The 15,534-nt window shown below is 68.4% G+C and carries 21 protein-coding genes; 6 read left to right on the top strand and 15 right to left on the bottom strand.

The features are described from left to right. Positions 1-64: 64 nt before the first annotated feature. Complete coding sequence (locus tag RBB84_RS21995; protein WP_006553428.1) at positions 65-565, top strand: PaaI family thioesterase; 501 nt, start codon at positions 65-67, stop codon at positions 563-565. Between the two features lie 6 nt (positions 566-571). On the opposite strand, the gene serS is transcribed toward RBB84_RS21995, so the two are convergent. Together serS and RBB84_RS21985 are read right to left on the bottom strand one after the other, a co-directional pair. Next, positions 572-1,834, bottom strand: a complete 1,263-nt coding sequence (serS, locus tag RBB84_RS21990) for a serine--tRNA ligase (protein WP_064256855.1) — start codon at positions 1,832-1,834, stop codon at positions 572-574. Positions 1,835-1,845: 11 nt separating this feature from the next. Continuing rightward, complete coding sequence (locus tag RBB84_RS21985; protein WP_006553426.1) at positions 1,846-2,238, bottom strand: ankyrin repeat domain-containing protein; 393 nt, start codon at positions 2,236-2,238, stop codon at positions 1,846-1,848. 45 nt (positions 2,239-2,283) lie between these two features. Between RBB84_RS21985 and RBB84_RS21980 the strand changes: the two genes are divergently transcribed. Continuing rightward, complete coding sequence (locus RBB84_RS21980; RefSeq protein WP_024102665.1) at positions 2,284-3,333, top strand: septum formation family protein; 1,050 nt, start codon at positions 2,284-2,286, stop codon at positions 3,331-3,333. A gap of 13 nt (positions 3,334-3,346) precedes the next feature. Next, positions 3,347-3,685: a metallopeptidase family protein gene (locus RBB84_RS21975; RefSeq protein WP_033097890.1), complete on the top strand. Its 339-nt coding sequence runs from the start codon at positions 3,347-3,349 to the stop codon at positions 3,683-3,685. Between the two features lie 27 nt (positions 3,686-3,712). Here RBB84_RS21975 and RBB84_RS21970 read toward each other — a convergent pair whose 3' ends face one another. From RBB84_RS21970 to RBB84_RS21930, 9 genes are all read right to left on the bottom strand, one after another. After that, positions 3,713-3,874: a hypothetical protein gene (locus RBB84_RS21970; protein WP_016933301.1), complete on the bottom strand. Its 162-nt coding sequence runs from the start codon at positions 3,872-3,874 to the stop codon at positions 3,713-3,715. 123 nt (positions 3,875-3,997) lie between these two features. Beyond that, positions 3,998-4,285, bottom strand: coding sequence for an antibiotic biosynthesis monooxygenase (locus tag RBB84_RS21965; RefSeq protein WP_024102663.1), 288 nt, complete (start codon positions 4,283-4,285; stop codon positions 3,998-4,000). 87 nt (positions 4,286-4,372) lie between these two features. Beyond that, positions 4,373-4,771, bottom strand: coding sequence for an NUDIX domain-containing protein (locus RBB84_RS21960; RefSeq protein ID WP_170318549.1), 399 nt, complete (start codon positions 4,769-4,771; stop codon positions 4,373-4,375). A gap of 49 nt (positions 4,772-4,820) precedes the next feature. Further along, positions 4,821-5,516: an SDR family oxidoreductase gene (locus RBB84_RS21955; RefSeq protein WP_350246845.1), complete on the bottom strand. Its 696-nt coding sequence runs from the start codon at positions 5,514-5,516 to the stop codon at positions 4,821-4,823. An 86-nt stretch (positions 5,517-5,602) separates the two neighbouring features. Beyond that, the gene (locus RBB84_RS21950) at positions 5,603-6,433 is read right to left on the bottom strand and encodes an acyl-CoA dehydrogenase family protein (protein WP_350246844.1); all 831 of its coding nucleotides are present in this window, start codon (positions 6,431-6,433) and stop codon (positions 5,603-5,605) included. A gap of 6 nt (positions 6,434-6,439) precedes the next feature. Further along, positions 6,440-7,423, bottom strand: a complete 984-nt coding sequence (locus RBB84_RS21945; protein WP_350246842.1) for a nitronate monooxygenase — start codon at positions 7,421-7,423, stop codon at positions 6,440-6,442. Between the two features lie 38 nt (positions 7,424-7,461). Then, positions 7,462-8,115: a TetR/AcrR family transcriptional regulator gene (locus RBB84_RS21940; protein WP_006553419.1), complete on the bottom strand. Its 654-nt coding sequence runs from the start codon at positions 8,113-8,115 to the stop codon at positions 7,462-7,464. Positions 8,116-8,171: 56 nt separating this feature from the next. After that, a complete protein-coding gene (locus tag RBB84_RS21935; protein ID WP_019290368.1) occupies positions 8,172-8,933 on the bottom strand; it encodes a 3-hydroxyacyl-CoA dehydrogenase in 762 nt (253 codons plus the stop codon). Between the two features lie 54 nt (positions 8,934-8,987). Beyond that, positions 8,988-10,181: a thiolase family protein gene (locus RBB84_RS21930; protein ID WP_350246840.1), complete on the bottom strand. Its 1,194-nt coding sequence runs from the start codon at positions 10,179-10,181 to the stop codon at positions 8,988-8,990. Positions 10,182-10,353: 172 nt separating this feature from the next. On the opposite strand from RBB84_RS21930, the gene RBB84_RS21925 reads away from it, so the two are divergent. Beyond that, on the top strand, positions 10,354-11,094 hold the full coding sequence (locus RBB84_RS21925; RefSeq protein ID WP_350246838.1) for an alcohol dehydrogenase catalytic domain-containing protein: 741 nt from the start codon (positions 10,354-10,356) through the stop codon (positions 11,092-11,094). Positions 11,095-11,104: 10 nt separating this feature from the next. Next, complete coding sequence (locus RBB84_RS21920; RefSeq protein ID WP_350246837.1) at positions 11,105-11,884, top strand: enoyl-CoA hydratase; 780 nt, start codon at positions 11,105-11,107, stop codon at positions 11,882-11,884. 61 nt (positions 11,885-11,945) lie between these two features. On the opposite strand, the gene RBB84_RS21915 is transcribed toward RBB84_RS21920, so the two are convergent. Further along, positions 11,946-12,521, bottom strand: coding sequence for a TetR/AcrR family transcriptional regulator (locus tag RBB84_RS21915; RefSeq protein WP_060652305.1), 576 nt, complete (start codon positions 12,519-12,521; stop codon positions 11,946-11,948). Positions 12,522-12,591: 70 nt separating this feature from the next. Between RBB84_RS21915 and RBB84_RS21910 the strand changes: the two genes are divergently transcribed. Then, complete coding sequence (locus tag RBB84_RS21910) at positions 12,592-13,167, top strand: dihydrofolate reductase family protein (protein ID WP_350246835.1); 576 nt, start codon at positions 12,592-12,594, stop codon at positions 13,165-13,167. Positions 13,168-13,210: 43 nt separating this feature from the next. Here RBB84_RS21910 and RBB84_RS21905 read toward each other — a convergent pair whose 3' ends face one another. From RBB84_RS21905 to pheA, 3 genes are all read right to left on the bottom strand, one after another. Then, a complete protein-coding gene (locus tag RBB84_RS21905; RefSeq protein WP_006553412.1) occupies positions 13,211-13,846 on the bottom strand; it encodes a TetR/AcrR family transcriptional regulator in 636 nt (211 codons plus the stop codon). Between the two features lie 92 nt (positions 13,847-13,938). Continuing rightward, positions 13,939-14,601, bottom strand: coding sequence for a histidine phosphatase family protein (locus RBB84_RS21900; protein ID WP_024102656.1), 663 nt, complete (start codon positions 14,599-14,601; stop codon positions 13,939-13,941). A gap of 2 nt (positions 14,602-14,603) precedes the next feature. Further along, entirely contained in the window at positions 14,604-15,530 is a 927-nt protein-coding gene (pheA, locus tag RBB84_RS21895; RefSeq protein ID WP_350246833.1) for a prephenate dehydratase, read from the bottom strand. Positions 15,531-15,534: the final 4 nt, after the last annotated feature.

Genomic DNA, 15,534 nt, shown 5'->3' with positions numbered 1-15,534 from the left:
CAACGAGAATGGCACGCCCGGCTCCACATGTCACCCCTCCGGAGGTGGGATACGGTCGGTCATCGTGAGCACGGACGAGCAACAGCAGCGGCAGCGTACCTACACGTGGGAGGACCCGGCACCGACGTCGGCGGCCAACCGCGACATGCACGGACTCGACTTCCTGCGCGGGCTGATGGACGGGACGATCCCGCACCACCCCACCTCCCGCACGCTCGGCTTCACCGTCACCGATGCCGGCGAGGGCTTCGCCGAGGTCACCCTCGAGCCGCAGGAGTTCCACGCCAACGCGGTGGGCAGCATCCACGGCGGCGTGCTCGCTACCCTCTTCGACACCGCGATGGGCTTCTGCGTGTCGAGCACCCTCGAGGCCGGGGTCGGGTACACGACCCTCGACCTGCAGGTCCGCTACGTGCGTCCGGTGCAGACCGGCAAGGGCGTCATCCGTGTGCAGGGCTTCTGCGAGCACACCGGACGTCGCACGGCGACGGCGCGCGGCGAGGCCCGTGACTCCGAGGGCCGCCTGCTCGCGACGGGTTCGACCACCTGCCTGATCCTGCGCTGACAGTTCTCAGGCGCCGGGTTCGAGCACCTCACGTCCCACGAACGGGACGAGAGCCTCGGGCACCTTGACCGAACCGTCGGCCTGCTGGTGGTTCTCGAGCAGCGCGACGAGCCAGCGGGTGGTCGCGAGCGTGCCGTTGAGGGTCGCGGCGGTCTGCGGCTTGCCGTTCTCGTCGCGGTAGCGGATGTTGAGGCGACGCGCCTGGAAGGTCGTGCAGTTCGACGTCGACGTGAGCTCGCGGTAGCGCTCCTGCGTGGGCACCCAGGCCTCGCAGTCGAACTTGCGGGACGCCGACGACCCGAGATCGCCGGCGGCGACGTCGATGACGCGGTACGGCACGTCGATGGCGGCGAGCATGTCGCGCTCCCAGGCCAGCAGACGCTCGTGCTCCGCCGCGGCCTCCTCGGGGCGGCAGTAGACGAACATCTCGACCTTGTCGAACTGGTGCACGCGGATGATGCCGCGGGTGTCCTTGCCGTAGCTGCCCGCCTCGCGACGGAAGCACGACGACCAGCCCGCGTAGCGCTTCGGCCCCTTCGACAGGTCGAGGATCTCGCCCGAGTGGTAGCCCGCGAGCGGCACCTCGGAGGTGCCCACGAGGTAGAGGTCGTCCTCCTCGAGTCGGTACACCTCGTCGGCGTGCCGGCCGAGGAAGCCGGTGCCCTGCATCACCTCGGGGCGCACGAGCACGGGCGGAATCATCATGGTGAACCCGTTCGCGGTGGCCTTCTGGGCGGCCAGCTGCAGCAAACCCAGCTGGAGCAGCGCGCCGTAACCGGTGAGGAAGTAGAACCGGGCACCGGAGACCTTCGCGCCGCGCTCCATGTCGATGAGCCCGAGCGACTCGCCGAGCGCGAGGTGGTCCTTGGGTTCGAAGTCGAAGGTGGGCAGCTCGCCGACGGTCTCGAGCGTGACGAAGTCGTCCTCGCCGCCGGCGGGCACGCCGTCCTGCACGACGTTGGAGATCGCGAGGTGCGCGCGATCGAAGGCCTCCTGCGCGGCGTGCTGCTCGGCCTCGAGTTCCTTGACCTTCGCAGCCAGCTCCTTGGCGCCGTCGAGCAGCGCGGGGCGCTCCTCGGGAGACGCCTTGCCGACCTTCTTGCCCAGGGCCTTCTGCTCGGCGCGTGCGTTGTCGCCGGCGAGGACAGCGGCGCGACGGGAGGCGTCGGCCTCGAGCAGCACGTCGACGAGGCCCGGGTCCTCTCCCCGCATGCGCTGCGACTCGCGGACGGCGTCGGGATTCTCGCGGAGGAACTTGAGGTCGATCACGGAATCGAAGCCTACCGCTGCCAGAGTTCCAGGTAGTCGTCGCGCCCGAACATCTTCGCTGTGTCCTCCGCGGTGGGGTGCCCGTGACGCGGGTCGGCACCGGCCTCGGCGAGCACCCGCACCACTGCCTCGACGCCCTTGAAGACCGCCCCCGAGAGAGGCGACTGGCCGCGGTCGTTGAGCCGGTTCACGTCGGCTCCCCGCTCGACCAAGACCTGTACGGCCTCGGCATGACCGTGGTAGGACGCCAGCATGAGCAGCGTGTCGCCGGTCTCGTTGGTGAGGTTCACCGGTACTCCGGCGTCGACGTACGCGGTGAGGGTCTCGACGTCTCCCTGGCGGGCGGCGTCGAAGGTCTGCTTGGCGATCTCGAGAATCTCGGGATCGATCGGGTCGTCGGCCATGAGCCGAAACTACCTGCGTCCACTCGAACAGGCATGATGGAAGTGATGGCCGAAGACAACAAGCCCAAGCCCGACCGGCGCCCGCCCTCGGCGCGGTTGACCCGACGCGCCCTCGTGCTCGTTGCGGCCGGTGCCGTCCTGGCGGCGATCGCGACGTTCGTCGTCGCGGGGTTCCAGGGCGCCGGCGGCGGGGACGACAGCGCCGGCGCCAACATCAGCACGACCGGCGCGGTCGCGGGGGAAGCGTTCGGTACCGCCACCACCGGCGATTGCCTGACCTGGAGTGCTCTCGACGCGAGCGACCTCGCGAAGGTCGACTGCGCCGAGACGCATCTGTTCGAGGTGGTCGCCGACATCGACCTGAGCCTGTATCCCGGCACCGAATGGGGACCGGGATCACGCTTCCCGTCGGTCACGCGCTTCACCGAGCTGCGCGACGAGCAGTGCGCACCCGCCGCGATGGACTATCTCGACGGCCGGTTCGACCCGCACGGCAAGTTCAGCATCGGCCTCATCAACCCCGGCGAGGCGGGCTGGGCGGCCGGCGAACGCACGCTGCGGTGCGGTCTGCAGTTCTCGTCGACCACCGGCAACCTGCTCCCCATCAAGGGCCGGGTCGCCGATCAGGACCAGTCGCGGGCCTGGGACGTCGGCGTCTGCATCGGCATCAACAACGGTGTGCCTGCCGACCCGGTGGAGTGTTCCAAGCCGCACGCCTTCGAGGTCGTCGCGGTCGTCGACCTCGGTGGGCAGTTCCCGGGCGGTCTGCCGAGCATCGAAGACCAGGACGGCTATCTCGAGGAGACCTGCACGCGCCTGGTCAACGAGTACCTCGGCGAACCCGAGGCTCTGCGCAACAAGACCCTCACGTTGTTCTGGGACAACCTCGACTACGACAGCTGGCTCGCCGGCAGCCGCAAGGTGAACTGCTCGATCGGCAAGCAGGTCGAGGGGGGCGGATTCTCGTCGATCACCGGCAGCGCCAAGGGCGACATCCTCATCGACGGCCAGCCGCCCGTGCCGCCGCCGCCCGTGCCGGAAGGCCGGTCGCTGCCGACGCCGCTGCCGGGCGCCGTTCCCCTGCCGGGGTCGTGACGTGCCGGTGCACATGGAGGACGAGCACTTCGAGGAGCTCGTCTCGGAAGCGCTCGACGAGATCCCCCGCGAACTCGCGCGGGCGATCGACAACGTCGTGGTCCTCGTCGAGCCCCGCCACGAGGAAGAACCCGACCTGCTGGGTCTGTATCAGGGCGTCGCGCTGACCGAGCGCGACAGCCACTACGCGGGATCGCTACCGGACACGATCACGATCTACCGCGACGCGATCCTCGACATCTGCGAGAGCGACGACGACGTCGTGCACGAGGTACTGGTCACTGTCGTCCACGAGATCGCGCACTATTTCGGAATCGACGAAGAGCGCCTCCACCAGCTGGGCTGGGGCTGAGGCGCTCTTCGCGATCGGTACCGGGTGCTACTTGTTGCGGGCCGCGGTCGCCTTGTCGAGGCGGGGTCCCTTGGCCTTGCGCTGACCGAAGTGCGGGCTGAGCGTCGACACGACGAACATGATGACGGTTCCGACAGCGACGACGGCCACGGTGAGCCACACGACGATGACGCCGAAGAGTTCCAACATGCCCGGTTACCTCCACAGTCGATGTCACTTCGAGGCAAACGGCACACGTCCGCCCCGGGGGTCACCCTACCGTCCGCGTTCCGCCGGGTGACGACCGACTCCGCCCGCGCTCCGATGGGGGACTCAGAGGGTGGTGAAGTGCTCGAGCTTCGGCGCTCCCGCCAGGAGGGGTCCGAGTTCGGTGATGGCACCCTCGCCGGCGCGGAACTTGCGGTAGGCGGCGTCGTGCTCGGCCGAGCGCCACTTCTCCACGACCACCCAACGGGCCTCGTTCTTCTGATCCACAAGGATCTCGATGCCGTCGCATCCGTCGAACTGTCGCGTCTCGTCGAGCACGCGGGTCATGACCTTCTTCGCGTCGTCGAGGGAGTCGGCCTTGAATTCGAGTTCGAGCAGAGCGGTGAGCGCCATGGGAGACCTTCCGTGATGTGCGAGGTGACTGCTCTCATCACATTTCCCCATGGATGAGAACTGCGCAATACCTCTGCGGAAACAGGATTATCGGGAGGCCGAGGCGAGAGCGGGAAGGACGTGGTGCTCGAGCAGCGGCGCGAGATCGTCGGGCAGCGGAAGGGCCGCCGGGTCGAGCCAGCGCGTCTCCGCGATCTCCGCGGCGGCGCCGGCGACCTCCACGAGCGGGTGTTCGTAGACGGTTCCTTCGAGCCGGTAACCGGGCTCGTTGGCGGCCTCGGCGTCGAAGACCCCGACGAGACGCAACGACGACAGATCCAGTTCGGCGCCCAGTTCCTCGGCGCACTCGCGCACGGCGGTCTCGGCGGGGGTCTCCCCCGGATCCGGCTTTCCTCCGGGCAGCATGAACCGCGACGTGTTCCGCTTCCGCACGGTGAGCACCTCACCGGCGGCGTTGCGGAGAACGACGGCGCTCACTCTGATCACACGGTCACGAATCGCGGGGTGCTGGTTCACCGGACCAGCTTAGGACCGGTCAGAACATGCTGTAGCCACCGTCGATGAGCGTCGTGCTGCCGGTCTGGAAGGACGACGCATCGCTCGCGAGATAGACGGCGATGCCTTCGAAATCCTCCGGGGTGCCCCACCGGCCGAGCGGCACACGGCCGATGACGTTCGAGTTGAAGACGTCGGACTCCTGCAGCGGACCGGTCATGTCGGTGGCGATCCGGCCCGGCAGCACGCTGTTGACCCGGATCCGGTGACGCGCGAACTCGACGGCACAGCCGTTCGCGAGCGTGAGCACCGCGGCCTTACTCGCCACGTACGGCTGGTTGCGTCCGGCGCCCTGCAGCGCACCGAGGCTCGACGTGACGATCATCGAACCCCCGGTGCCCTGCTCGACGAGCACACGCGAGGTCTCCCGCATCGTGAAGAACGCGCCGTCGACGTTCGTCGCCATGACGGCGCGGTACCGCTCGGTCGTCGACTCGTGGAACTTCTGCAGCGACGACCCGATGCCGGCGTTGACCACCACGATGTCGAGCCCACCGAAGTCGTCGACGGGCGCCGCGACACCGTCGGTCACGGCCTGCTCGTCGGAGACGTCGACCGTGCGGGTCGCCACACGGCCGGCGAACCTCCCGATGTCGGCCGCGGCCTTCGCGAGCTTGTCCTCGCTCCGGCCCCACAGGGTGACGTCGGCGCCGGCACGGGCGAGACCCCGGGCCATGCCGAGACCGATCCCCGCGGAACCACCCGTGACGAGAGCGCGCTTGCCTGTGAGGTCGAAGATCGAATCCCTCTTCCCTGAAACGATTACGCGTACCCGGCAGCGATGTCGCGGCCGATGATCTCCTTCATGATCTCGGTGGTGCCACCGTAGATCGTCTGGATGCGTGCATCGACGTAGGCGCGCCCGATCGGGTACTCCATCAGATGCACGAAGCCGCGACCCTCGGTGCCGAGGAGGTTCCCGGCGGGGACGCGGGCGTCCTCGAAGACGAGCTCGGCGGTGTCCTGTGCGGCGAGACCGACCTTGTGGAGTTTGCGGCCCCTGCCGAAACCGGGGGTGTCGCGCTCGACGACGATGAGCGAGAAGCCCTTCGACCCCGCGTTCGGATCCGTGCGGCACACCACGATGACGAGATCGGATTGGATTCCGTTGGTGATGAACGTCTTCTGTCCGTTGATCACCCACTCGTCACCCTCGCGTACGGCGGTGGTCTTCACGCCCTGCAGGTCGGATCCGGCGCCCGGTTCGGTCATGGCGATCGCGCCGATTCGTTCGCCGGTGGCGAGTGCCGGCAGCCAGCGCGCCTTCTGGTCCTCGGTGCCGAGGTGGAGGATGTACGGGATCGCGATGTCGTCCTGCAGTGCGAGTCCGGCGCCGAATGAGGTCGTTCCGGTGCGCGCGATCTCCTCCTGCACGATGTGCCGGAAGCGGTAGTCGGTCACGCCCGAACCGCCGAACTCCTCGGGTACCCCGAGGTCGACGATGCCGGACTTGCCCGCGGCGATCCACGCCGACCGGTCGACGAGGCGCTCCTCCTCCCACCGCTCGTAGTTCGGTTCGATCTCGCGGGCGAGGAACTCGCGCACGGTCTCCCGGTACGCCTCGTGATCGTCGTCGAAATGGGTGCGTTTCATGGCTTCCTAGGCGTTCACGCGCGACATCATGCCGCTCAGACGCTCCGCGATGAGACTCTCGGCGTCGGCGACGATGCGCTCGACCAATTCCCCCGCGGTGGGGATGTCGTGGATGATTCCCTGGACGGTACCGACCGTCCAGATGCCGGCCTCCGGATCGCCGTTCTCGTAGACGAGGCGGCCGCGGGCACCGCCGACGAGTTCGCGCACGTCCTCGAACTGTCCTCCGCGGTCGAGGATCTCGACGACCTCGCGACTGACGGTGTTGCTCGCGACGCGGGCGGTGTTGCGCAGCGGACGGAAGATGAGCTCGGTGTCGGTCTCACTCGCCGCGACGATGGCTTCCTTGATGGTGCGGTGGATCGGCGATTCCTCGGTGCACATGAAGCGGGTGCCCATGTTGATGCCGTCGGCGCCGAGCGCGAGGGCCGCGACCAGACCACGACCGTCACCGAAGCCGCCGGAGGCGATCATCGGGATGGTGATCTTCTCGGCCGCGGCGGCGATGAGCACGAGGCCGGGGACGTCGTCTTCACCGGGGTGCCCGGCGCATTCGAAACCGTCGATGCTGATGCCGTCGACACCGATGTCCTGCGCCTTGACGGCGTGCCGGACGCTGGTGCACTTGTGCAGCACCTTGATTCCGGCAGCGTGGAAGTCGGGCAGGTGCGGCGCGGGATTCGATCCGGCCGTCTCGACGATCTTCACACCGGAGTCGATGATGACCTGGCGGTACTCCTCGTAGGGCGGCGGGGTGATCGCCGGCAGGATCGTGAGGTTGACGCCGAACGGCTGGTCGGTGAGCTCGCGGGTGCGTTCGATCTCCTTAGCGAGATCCTCGGGGGTCGGCTGCGTCAGAGCGGTGATCATGCCGAGCGCGCCGGCATTGGCGACCGCTGCGACGAGTTCGGCACGGCCGACCCACTGCATCCCTCCCTGCACGATGGGATGGCGGACGCCGAAGGTTTCGGTGAAGGCGGTGGTCAGCACGGCATGGACTCCTTGCGTGGAGGTGGTTGGAAAGACTCTCAGGCGGCCGGGTGGTGACCCACGACCCGCAGTGCGATCACGATGTACCGCTGGGCAATCCGAGCGGGAGTGAGGGGACCGCCGAGCTGGTACCAGCGGACGATGGACTGGAACATCCCGAGGAGGGCGCGCACGGCCTCCTCGACGTCGTCTACGTCGAACACCTGCTGTTCGACGCCCTCGCGCACCAGGTCGAGCATCATCAGCTCGAGACGCTTGCGGGTCGCGGCGTAGGTCCGGCGGTTCTCCGGGGAAATGTGGCGTACTTCGGAATCCAGGCCCGAACGCTGTGCACGGTGGGTCATGTTCAGCACGATCGCCTCGACGGCGTTGACGAAGCGGGCGACCGGGTCGTCGCCGCCGTCCGCGACCGCGGCCGACACACGGTCGATGAGGTCGAGGACGGCGGCGTCGAGCAGCGTGACGAGAACGGCTTCCTTGTTCTCGTAGTGGTAGTACAGCGCGGGCACCGTCACGCCGACCCGGCCGGCCAGGTCGCGGACGGTGGTGCCGTGGAAGCCGTTCTCGCTGAATGCTTCCAGGGCGTGTTCGAGGATGGGGTCGAGCCCCAGAGGCTGGAACTCACGCCAGTCCGCGCACGGCACGTCCGCGTGGGGCGTGTCGGATTCCTCGGCCTCGTATGCCGGGGTCATCGACCCCCTCCTCTCACAGTCGGTGCTCGGGTCAGCGCGGAGCCATGCGGCTCGGATCAGCGCGGAGCCATGCGGATCGCGCCGTCGAGGCGGATGACCTCGCCGTTGAGCATCGGGTTCGAGACGATGTGCGCGGCGAGGGCACCGTACTCGGACGGATCGCCGAGGCGGGCCGGGTGCGGCACCTGTGCGCCGAGCGAGGCCTGGGCCTCCTCCGGCAGCGAGCCGAGCAGCGGGGTCTTGAACAGGCCCGGTGCGATGGTGACGACGCGGATGAGCAGCGACGCGAGGTCGCGGGCGATCGGCAGCGTCATGCCGACGACACCGCCCTTGGACGCCGAGTAGGCGGCCTGTCCGATCTGGCCGTCGAAAGCGGCGACGGAAGCGGTGTTGATGATGACGCCGCGCTCGCCGTCGATCGGCTCGGTCTTCGCGATGCGCTCGGCGGCGAGACGGATGACGTTGAACGTGCCGAAGAGGTTGACATCGACGACCTTCTTGAACGCGTCGAGCGGGAAGGCACCCTTCTTGCTGACGGTCTTGATCGCGTTGCCGATGCCGGCGCAGTTCACCGCGACACGCACGGGTCCGAGCGACTCGGCGACGTCGAGGGCCTCGGTGACGGCGGCCTCGTCGGTGACGTCGGCGGCGACGAAGCGGACGCGGTCGCCGAGTTCCTTGGCGATGGTCTCACCGTTGGACGACGGCAGATCGATGATGACGACCTGGGCACCGTCGTTCAGCAGGGCCTTGACGGTGGCGAGACCGAGGCCGGAGGCACCACCGGTGACGACGGCGACGCTGTCGTTGACGATCATTGATTACCCTTTCGAGAGTGGTTGCGGTTCGGAGATCTTCGAGACTTCGAGAAGTCAGAGACGTTCGATGATGGTGGCGTTGGCCATGCCCGCGCCCTCGCACATCGTCTGCAGGCCGTAACGACCGCCGGTGGCCTCGAGGTGGTTGACGAGGGTCGACAACAGACGGGTGCCCGACGAGCCGAGTGCGTGGCCGAGCGCGATCGCGCCACCCCACGGGTTGAGCTTGGCCGGATCGGCACCGAGTTCGTGCGCCCAGGCGAGCGGCACGGGCGCGAACGCCTCGTTGACCTCGTAGGCGTCGATGTCGTCGATGCCCAGACCCGCGCGGGCGAGCACCTTCTGCGTGGCCGGGATCGGGGCGGTGAGCATGAAGACCGGGTCGTCGCCGGCGACGGAGAACGAGTGGAAGCGGGCGCGCGGGGTCAGGCCCAGCTTGTTCGCCATCTCCTCGCTCATGATGAGCGCGGCCGACGCACCGTCGGTGAGCGGCGACGAGTTGCCGGGGGTGATGACCCACTGCGCCTCGGGGAACCTGCCGGCGTACTCCTCGGTGTAGAAGGACGGCTTCAGGCCGGCGAGGCCCTCGGCGGTGGTGGAGGCGCGCAGCGTCTCGTCGACGGTGTGCTCGACCTGCTCACCGGCTGCGTTCTCCACGGTGATCGGGACGATCTCCTTGTCGAACCCGCCGGCCTCGTGGGCGGCGGCGGCGCGCTGGTGCGACTGCGCGGAGTAGGCGTCGAGCGCGTCGCGGTCGAACTTCCACTTCGCAGCGATGAGCTCGGCCGAGATGCCCTGGTTGACCAGGCCCTCGGGGTAGCGGGCACGGATGCTCGGGCCGTGGGTGTCCTTGCCGAGAGTGGCGGTGCCCATCGGGATGCGGCTCATCGACTCGACACCGCACGCGATGACCATGTCGTAGGCGCCGGCGATGACGCCCTGGGCGGCGAAGTGCGCGGCCTGCTGGCTCGATCCGCACTGGCGGTCGATGGTGGTCGCGGGCACCGACTCGGGGAAGCCTGCGGCGAGGAGCGCGGTGCGCGAGATGTTGAGGGACTGCTCGCCGACCTGGGCGACGCAGCCGCCGATCACGTCGTCGACCTGCGCGGGGTCGATGCCGTTGCGCTCGACGAGCGAGCGCAGGACGTGGGCGAGGAGTTCGACGGGGTGGGTGCCGGACAGGGCGCCACCCGGCTTGCCCTTACCGACAGCGGTACGGACGACGTCGACGATGACAGCGTTGGTCATGACGATCCTTTCGAAAGTGCAGCGTGCAGGCCGGAGACGTTCCCAGCGGCGTACTTATCGATCGCTAAAAGCTCTACCACGGACTTAGCGCTCGGTCAATGATCTCTGAGAGCTAGCGCACGCTAAGCCACTCTGATAGTGATGGATCACGACCCGAGTCGAGGAGACGCCCGTGCGCGCAGCGCAATTGACCGAACACGCCGGCCCCGACGCCGTCCGCGTGACCGACATCCCCGAACCCGAGGCAGGCGATTCGCTCGTCCTCGTCGACCTACACGCCGCCGGCGTGTCCTTTCCCGATCTATTGCAGACGACCGGCGGCTACCAGATGGTCCGGCCGCTGCCGTGCGTGCTCGGCGCCGAAGGAGCGGGCATCGTCCGCAGCGCACCCGAGGGCAGCGGCCTCCCCGCCGGACAACGCGTCGCCGTGCTGTCCATCGACGGATCGTGGCAGCAGACCGTCGCACTGCCGCGCGAGCTGGTCTTCCCGCTGCCCGACAGCGTGTCGCTGACCGCGAGCGCCGGGATGCTCATGAACTACTTCACCGCGCACTTCGCGCTCGACGAGCGCGCCCGGTACCGGGCGGGTGAGACCGTCCTCGTCCACGGTGCGCCGGGTGGACGGGCCGTCGTTCTCGGATTCACCGGCGGCAGCATCCCCACCGTGAAGGTCAATCGCCTTCTGCTGAAGAACATTTCGGTCGTCGGCGCGGGGTGGGGCGAGTACCTCCGCACCGACCCCGGCTACCCGGCGCGGCAGTGGGCCGCACTCGAACCGCTGTTGCGCGACGGGACGCTCGTCGTCCCCGAACCCACCCTCCATCCCCTCGACGAAGCTCCGGCAGCACTGCGTTCGCTCGAGAACCGTTCCGCGACCGGCAAGGTCGCGCTCGACCTGACGTCCCGACCCTAGGAGAACAGCCATGACCGACGACCTGCCCGGTGTCGACACGACCGTCGACGACGGCGTCCTGCGCGTCACCCTGAACCGTCCCTCGCGGATGAACGCCGTGAAGACCGAGACGCTCGAGGCGATCGCCGATGCGTTCGAGAAGTACGCCGACGATACCTCCGTCCGGGTCGCGGTGCTCACCGGCGTCGGTCGCGCGTTCTGTTCCGGCGCCGACCTTTCCGGTCGTGACCTGAGCGCTCCGCCCTCCGCCGACACGATCGACGCCGCCAACCGCGCGGTTGCCGCGATCCGGGTGTTCCCCCGGCCGGTCGTCGGAGCGATCAACGGCGCGGCCGCGGGTGTCGGCGTATCGCTCGCTCTGGCATGCGATCTCACCGTCGCAAAGGAGTCGGGATACTTCCTGCTGGCCTTCACCCGGGTCGGTCTGATGCCGGACGGCGGGGCGTCCGCGCTCGTCGCCGCGTCGATCGGTCGCGCGCGGGCGCTGAGGATGGCCCTGCTCGCCGAGCGACTTCCGGCCGGCGAAGCGCTGGCCTCCGGACTCATTGCGGACGTCTACGCGGACGACGAATTCGACGGTGCGGTAGAGACTCTCGTGCAGCGACTCGCCGACGGCCCGTCGACCGCCTTCGCCTCGACGAAGAATGCGATCAACGACGCGACGCTCACCGAACTCGACCATGCCTTCGCCCGCGAGCGCGAAGGGCAGCTCGTCCTGCTCGGCAGCGCCGACTTCACCGAGGGCGTGACGGCCTTCCAGGAGAAGCGCACCGCGAACTTCCGTCGCTGAACCGTCGGCGATTCCGGTGGATCCGGCCCCGCTGAGCGGGGTCGGATCCACCGAAGTCGTTTCAGGAGTCGGGGATCACGCGTTCGACGGCCGCCCGCACCAGTTCGGCGACACGGTCCTCGTCGACGATCCCGGGGAGGGTGAGCCGGTCGAGCACCAGCCAGTTCAACGCGAGATAGAGCAGCACGACGGCGTCCTCACCGCCCGGCAGGCCGGAGTGCCGGTAGTTGGCGATGTTGAAATCCAGGTCGGCGCGCACCCGCTCGGTGAGCAGGGCCTGCAGTTCGGGCCGCCGGGTGGCTTCGAGACGTAGTTCGAGGAGCGCGAGATAGCCGGCGCGGAACCGGACGAGCCGGTCGACGACCTCCGTCATCAGCTCGATCATGGATTCGCGGGTCTGCGGCGCCTGCGACTGCGCCATGACCTCGTCGGCGGGCAGGAGCCGCTCATAGTAGCGGTGACCCACCTGCACGAGCAGGTCGTCGCGGTTGGCGAAGTAGTTCGACGCCGTCCCCGTCGGGACCCCGGCCTCCTTGTCCACCGCGCGGAAGGTGAGCCCGCGCGCGCCGTCGCGCGCCAGCACCTCGATCGAGGCATCCAACAAGGCCTGTCGCCGTTCCGGATTCGTGCGAACCACTTGACACCACTCCATATGTAGTACTACGTTCAAACCACTTCACTCATAGTACTACGAATGGTGGTCGAAGATGCGAAAGCTCGTCTACTACGTGGCAGTGACCCTCGACGGCTACATCGCCGGCCCGAACGGGGAGTACGACTTCTATCCGATCTGCGACGACATGGCTGCGGCGATGAGCGCGAGATATCCCGAAGCCGTTCCCACCGCGCTCCGCGAACAGGTCGGCATGCCGGTCGACACGCCGAACAAGGAATGGGACACGGTGATCATGGGGCGCGGTGCCTACGAACCCGGTCTCTCGCTGGGACTCACGAGCCCGTACAGCCACATGCAGCAGTACGTCGTGTCCCGCACTCTCGCGCCGGTCGACGATCCGCAGGTTCGGATCGTCGACACCGACCCGGTCGAGCTGGTCCGAAAGCTGAAGGCGGAAGAGGGGCTCGACATCTGGCTCTGCGGTGGCGGCAACATCGCAGGGCAACTGGTCGACGAGATGGACCGGCTGATCTTCAAGAGCTATCCGGTGCTCGCGGGCGACGGCATCCCGGCACTGTCGGGCAACTTCGTCCCCACGCGATTCGACGTCACCGCGCGGGAGGAGTTCAGCAACGGCACGCAGGTCACCTGGTTCGAGCGTCGCTGAAATTCGAGCGCCGCCGAACCTCGACCGACACCGGATCCGGCCGTCAGACCCCGACGGTCTTGAGCGCGATACCGACGTACTTCTGCGCGACGGCCTCGGGGCTGAGCGTGCCTTCCGCGTGGTACCAGCGCGGGATCGACTGGCACATGCCGAGCAGTGCACGCGTGGTCTCGGCGGGATCGTCCACGTCGAACACGCCCGCGGCGACGCCCTCTTCGACGATCTGGCGCACCAGCTGCTCGACGCCCTTTCGCACCGCACGGTAGCGCTGGCGGTTCTCGGGGCTCAGGTAGCGGGCCTCACCCTCGAGCGCGGCGAGGCGGGCCCGCAGGGTCATACGCAGAACGATCGCCTCGATGACGTTGGACAGCCTGCGCACCGGGTCGCCGTCGGCGTCCTCGGCGGCGGCGTGGGCTCGGGAGAGCACGTCGCTGGTCGAGAGCTCGAGAAGGGCGATGAGCAGCCCTTCCTTGTTCTCGTGGTGGTAGTAGAGCGCCGGGACGGTGACGCCGACGCGGCGCGCGATTTCCCGCACCGAGGTGCCGTGGAAGCCGGTCTCGTAGAAGGCGTCGAGGGCAGCGGTGAGGATGGGACTGAGCTGCATCGGTTCGAGGATGCGCCAGTCCGGGATCGCCTCACCGTTGGTGAGGGTGTCGGCCCCGTCGCTCGAAGCACCCATGAAACCGCACCTACCTACCGATCGCTACTTCATACGGACGCCCCGAGGATACCCGTACGTTTTGCGCTCGAAGGATCGAAAGGTGGGCGGTATCACCCCATCGGGTCGTCGGCACCACCGCGCGCGGTGTCGTGGAAGGGCGCGAAGAAGGTCCCCCAGCGCGCGCACTCCCAACCACCGCCGGCCACCGGCACCAGCTCGACCGTCTCGGTGTTGGCCAGGTGGTTGGTGATGGCGAAGCCGGACGGCACCTTCCCCAGATAGGCGGCGACGAGTCGAATGGCGGCGCCGTGACTGACGACCACGACGTCGCCCGAACCGGCGTCGAGATAGTCGCTGCGCAGCGACTCGAGGACGGGCAGGTACCGGTCGAGCACGTCGATCGCCGACTCACCGCCCGGGACCCGCGCCCGCAGGTCGCCGTTGTGCCATTCCTCGTAGACCTTCATGAACAGCTTGTGCGACTCCTCGTCGCTGCGGTCCTCGAGCTCGCCGACCTGCACCTCGTGCACGCCCTCGCGGACGACCGCGTCGAGCGACACCGCCGGTGCCGCGTGCTCGGCCGTCTGCCGAGCGCGGAGCGCCTGCGACGCGACGAGCAGCGACGGCGTCCGCTCGACGAGGTTCTTCCCGAGCGTGCGGGCCTGTTCGACGCCGAGCTCGGTGAGCTCCGCCCCGGGAAGTTTCGTGTCGAGCCTCCGGGCGACGTTCGCCACCGTCTGGCCGTGCCGGGCCAGGATCAATCTGCCGCTCACCGTCAGTCCTCTCCGCGCCGCAGTCGGTCGAGCCACCGCGCATCCTCGTCGTCCGACACGGGTGGGACACCGTGTTCGGACACAGCGGGCCACGATCCGAGGAAGCGCACCTGCGCGAAGCGGTACAGTCCCTGCAGCGCCTCGGCGACCAGCGCGTCGTCGATGTGACCCACACAGTCCAAGTGGAAGAAGTAGGTGCCGTATTCCCTGCGTGTCGGCCGGGACTCGATGCGCGACAGATCGATTCCGCGCGTGGAGAACTCGGTGATGGCGCGCACCAGCGAGCCGGGCTCGTTGGGGAGTTGCAGCACCACCGAGGTGCGGTCGACACCGGTGCGCTTCGGCACGGGCCGCGGCCGCGTGATGAGCACGAAGCGGGTGCGGGCGCCCTCGAAGTCGGCGACCTTGTCGGCGAGGACGGACAGGCCGAGCCGCTGTCCGGCGAGCGCCGTGGACACCGCCGCGTCGACCTTGCCGGACGCGACGTCCTCGGCGGCTCCCGCGTTGGAGGCCGCGGTCACGACCTCGGCGTCGGGCAGGTGGTCCTCGATCCAGCGACGCACCTGCGCCGCGGCCACCGGATAGGCACCGATCGTGCGGACCTGATCGCGGGTGATCCCTTCGCGGGTGACCACCGTGAACGCGATGTCGAGTTCGACCTCGGACACGATCTGCAGGCGCGGCCCGAGAGCGAGGGCGTCCATCGTGGGCGGCACCGAACCCTCGACGGAACTCTCGATGGGGACGACGGCACCGTCGACCTTCCCGTCGCGCAGGAGTTGCAGGGCAGCGGGCGGGCCGGCGGCCGAGACGCGCTCGACGTCGGCGGACTCGTCGCCGAGCACGTCGAGCGCACCGAGGCTCTCGAAGCGGTCGAGGGCCATCTCGGTGAACGTTCCCGAGGGTCCGAAATAGGCGATACGTGGCACGTGT

The sequence above is a fragment of the Rhodococcus sp. D-6 genome (genome assembly GCF_040256695.1).
In the GTDB taxonomy this organism is placed as follows: Bacteria; Actinomycetota; Actinomycetes; order Mycobacteriales; family Mycobacteriaceae; genus Rhodococcus; species Rhodococcus pyridinivorans.
Note: the sequence above shows the minus strand (reverse complement) of the source record. Positions and strands in the feature narration are given on the sequence as shown.

What these genes read in the sequence shown, in the direction of transcription:
- RBB84_RS21940 (WP_006553419.1), bottom strand. Translation starts at nt 8,115, where the DNA reads ATGACCCCGGCATACGAGGCCGAGGAATCCGACACGCCCCACGCGGAC.
- RBB84_RS21950 (WP_350246844.1), bottom strand. Translation starts at nt 6,433, where the DNA reads ATGAAACGCACCCATTTCGACGACGATCACGAGGCGTACCGGGAGACC.
- RBB84_RS21910 (WP_350246835.1), top strand. Translation starts at nt 12,592, where the DNA reads ATGCGAAAGCTCGTCTACTACGTGGCAGTGACCCTCGACGGCTACATC.
- RBB84_RS21955 (WP_350246845.1), bottom strand. Translation starts at nt 5,516, where the DNA reads ATGGCCCGGGGTCTCGCCCGTGCCGGCGCCGACGTCACCCTGTGGGGC.
- RBB84_RS21905 (WP_006553412.1), bottom strand. Translation starts at nt 13,846, where the DNA reads ATGGGTGCTTCGAGCGACGGGGCCGACACCCTCACCAACGGTGAGGCG.
- RBB84_RS21935 (WP_019290368.1), bottom strand. Translation starts at nt 8,933, where the DNA reads ATGATCGTCAACGACAGCGTCGCCGTCGTCACCGGTGGTGCCTCCGGC.
- RBB84_RS21965 (WP_024102663.1), bottom strand. Translation starts at nt 4,285, where the DNA reads ATGGCGCTCACCGCTCTGCTCGAACTCGAATTCAAGGCCGACTCCCTC.
- RBB84_RS21980 (WP_024102665.1), top strand. Translation starts at nt 2,284, where the DNA reads ATGGCCGAAGACAACAAGCCCAAGCCCGACCGGCGCCCGCCCTCGGCG.
- RBB84_RS21920 (WP_350246837.1), top strand. Translation starts at nt 11,105, where the DNA reads ATGACCGACGACCTGCCCGGTGTCGACACGACCGTCGACGACGGCGTC.
- RBB84_RS21985 (WP_006553426.1), bottom strand. Translation starts at nt 2,238, where the DNA reads ATGGCCGACGACCCGATCGATCCCGAGATTCTCGAGATCGCCAAGCAG.
- RBB84_RS21970 (WP_016933301.1), bottom strand. Translation starts at nt 3,874, where the DNA reads ATGTTGGAACTCTTCGGCGTCATCGTCGTGTGGCTCACCGTGGCCGTC.
- RBB84_RS21975 (WP_033097890.1), top strand. Translation starts at nt 3,347, where the DNA reads ATGGAGGACGAGCACTTCGAGGAGCTCGTCTCGGAAGCGCTCGACGAG.
- RBB84_RS21930 (WP_350246840.1), bottom strand. Translation starts at nt 10,181, where the DNA reads ATGACCAACGCTGTCATCGTCGACGTCGTCCGTACCGCTGTCGGTAAG.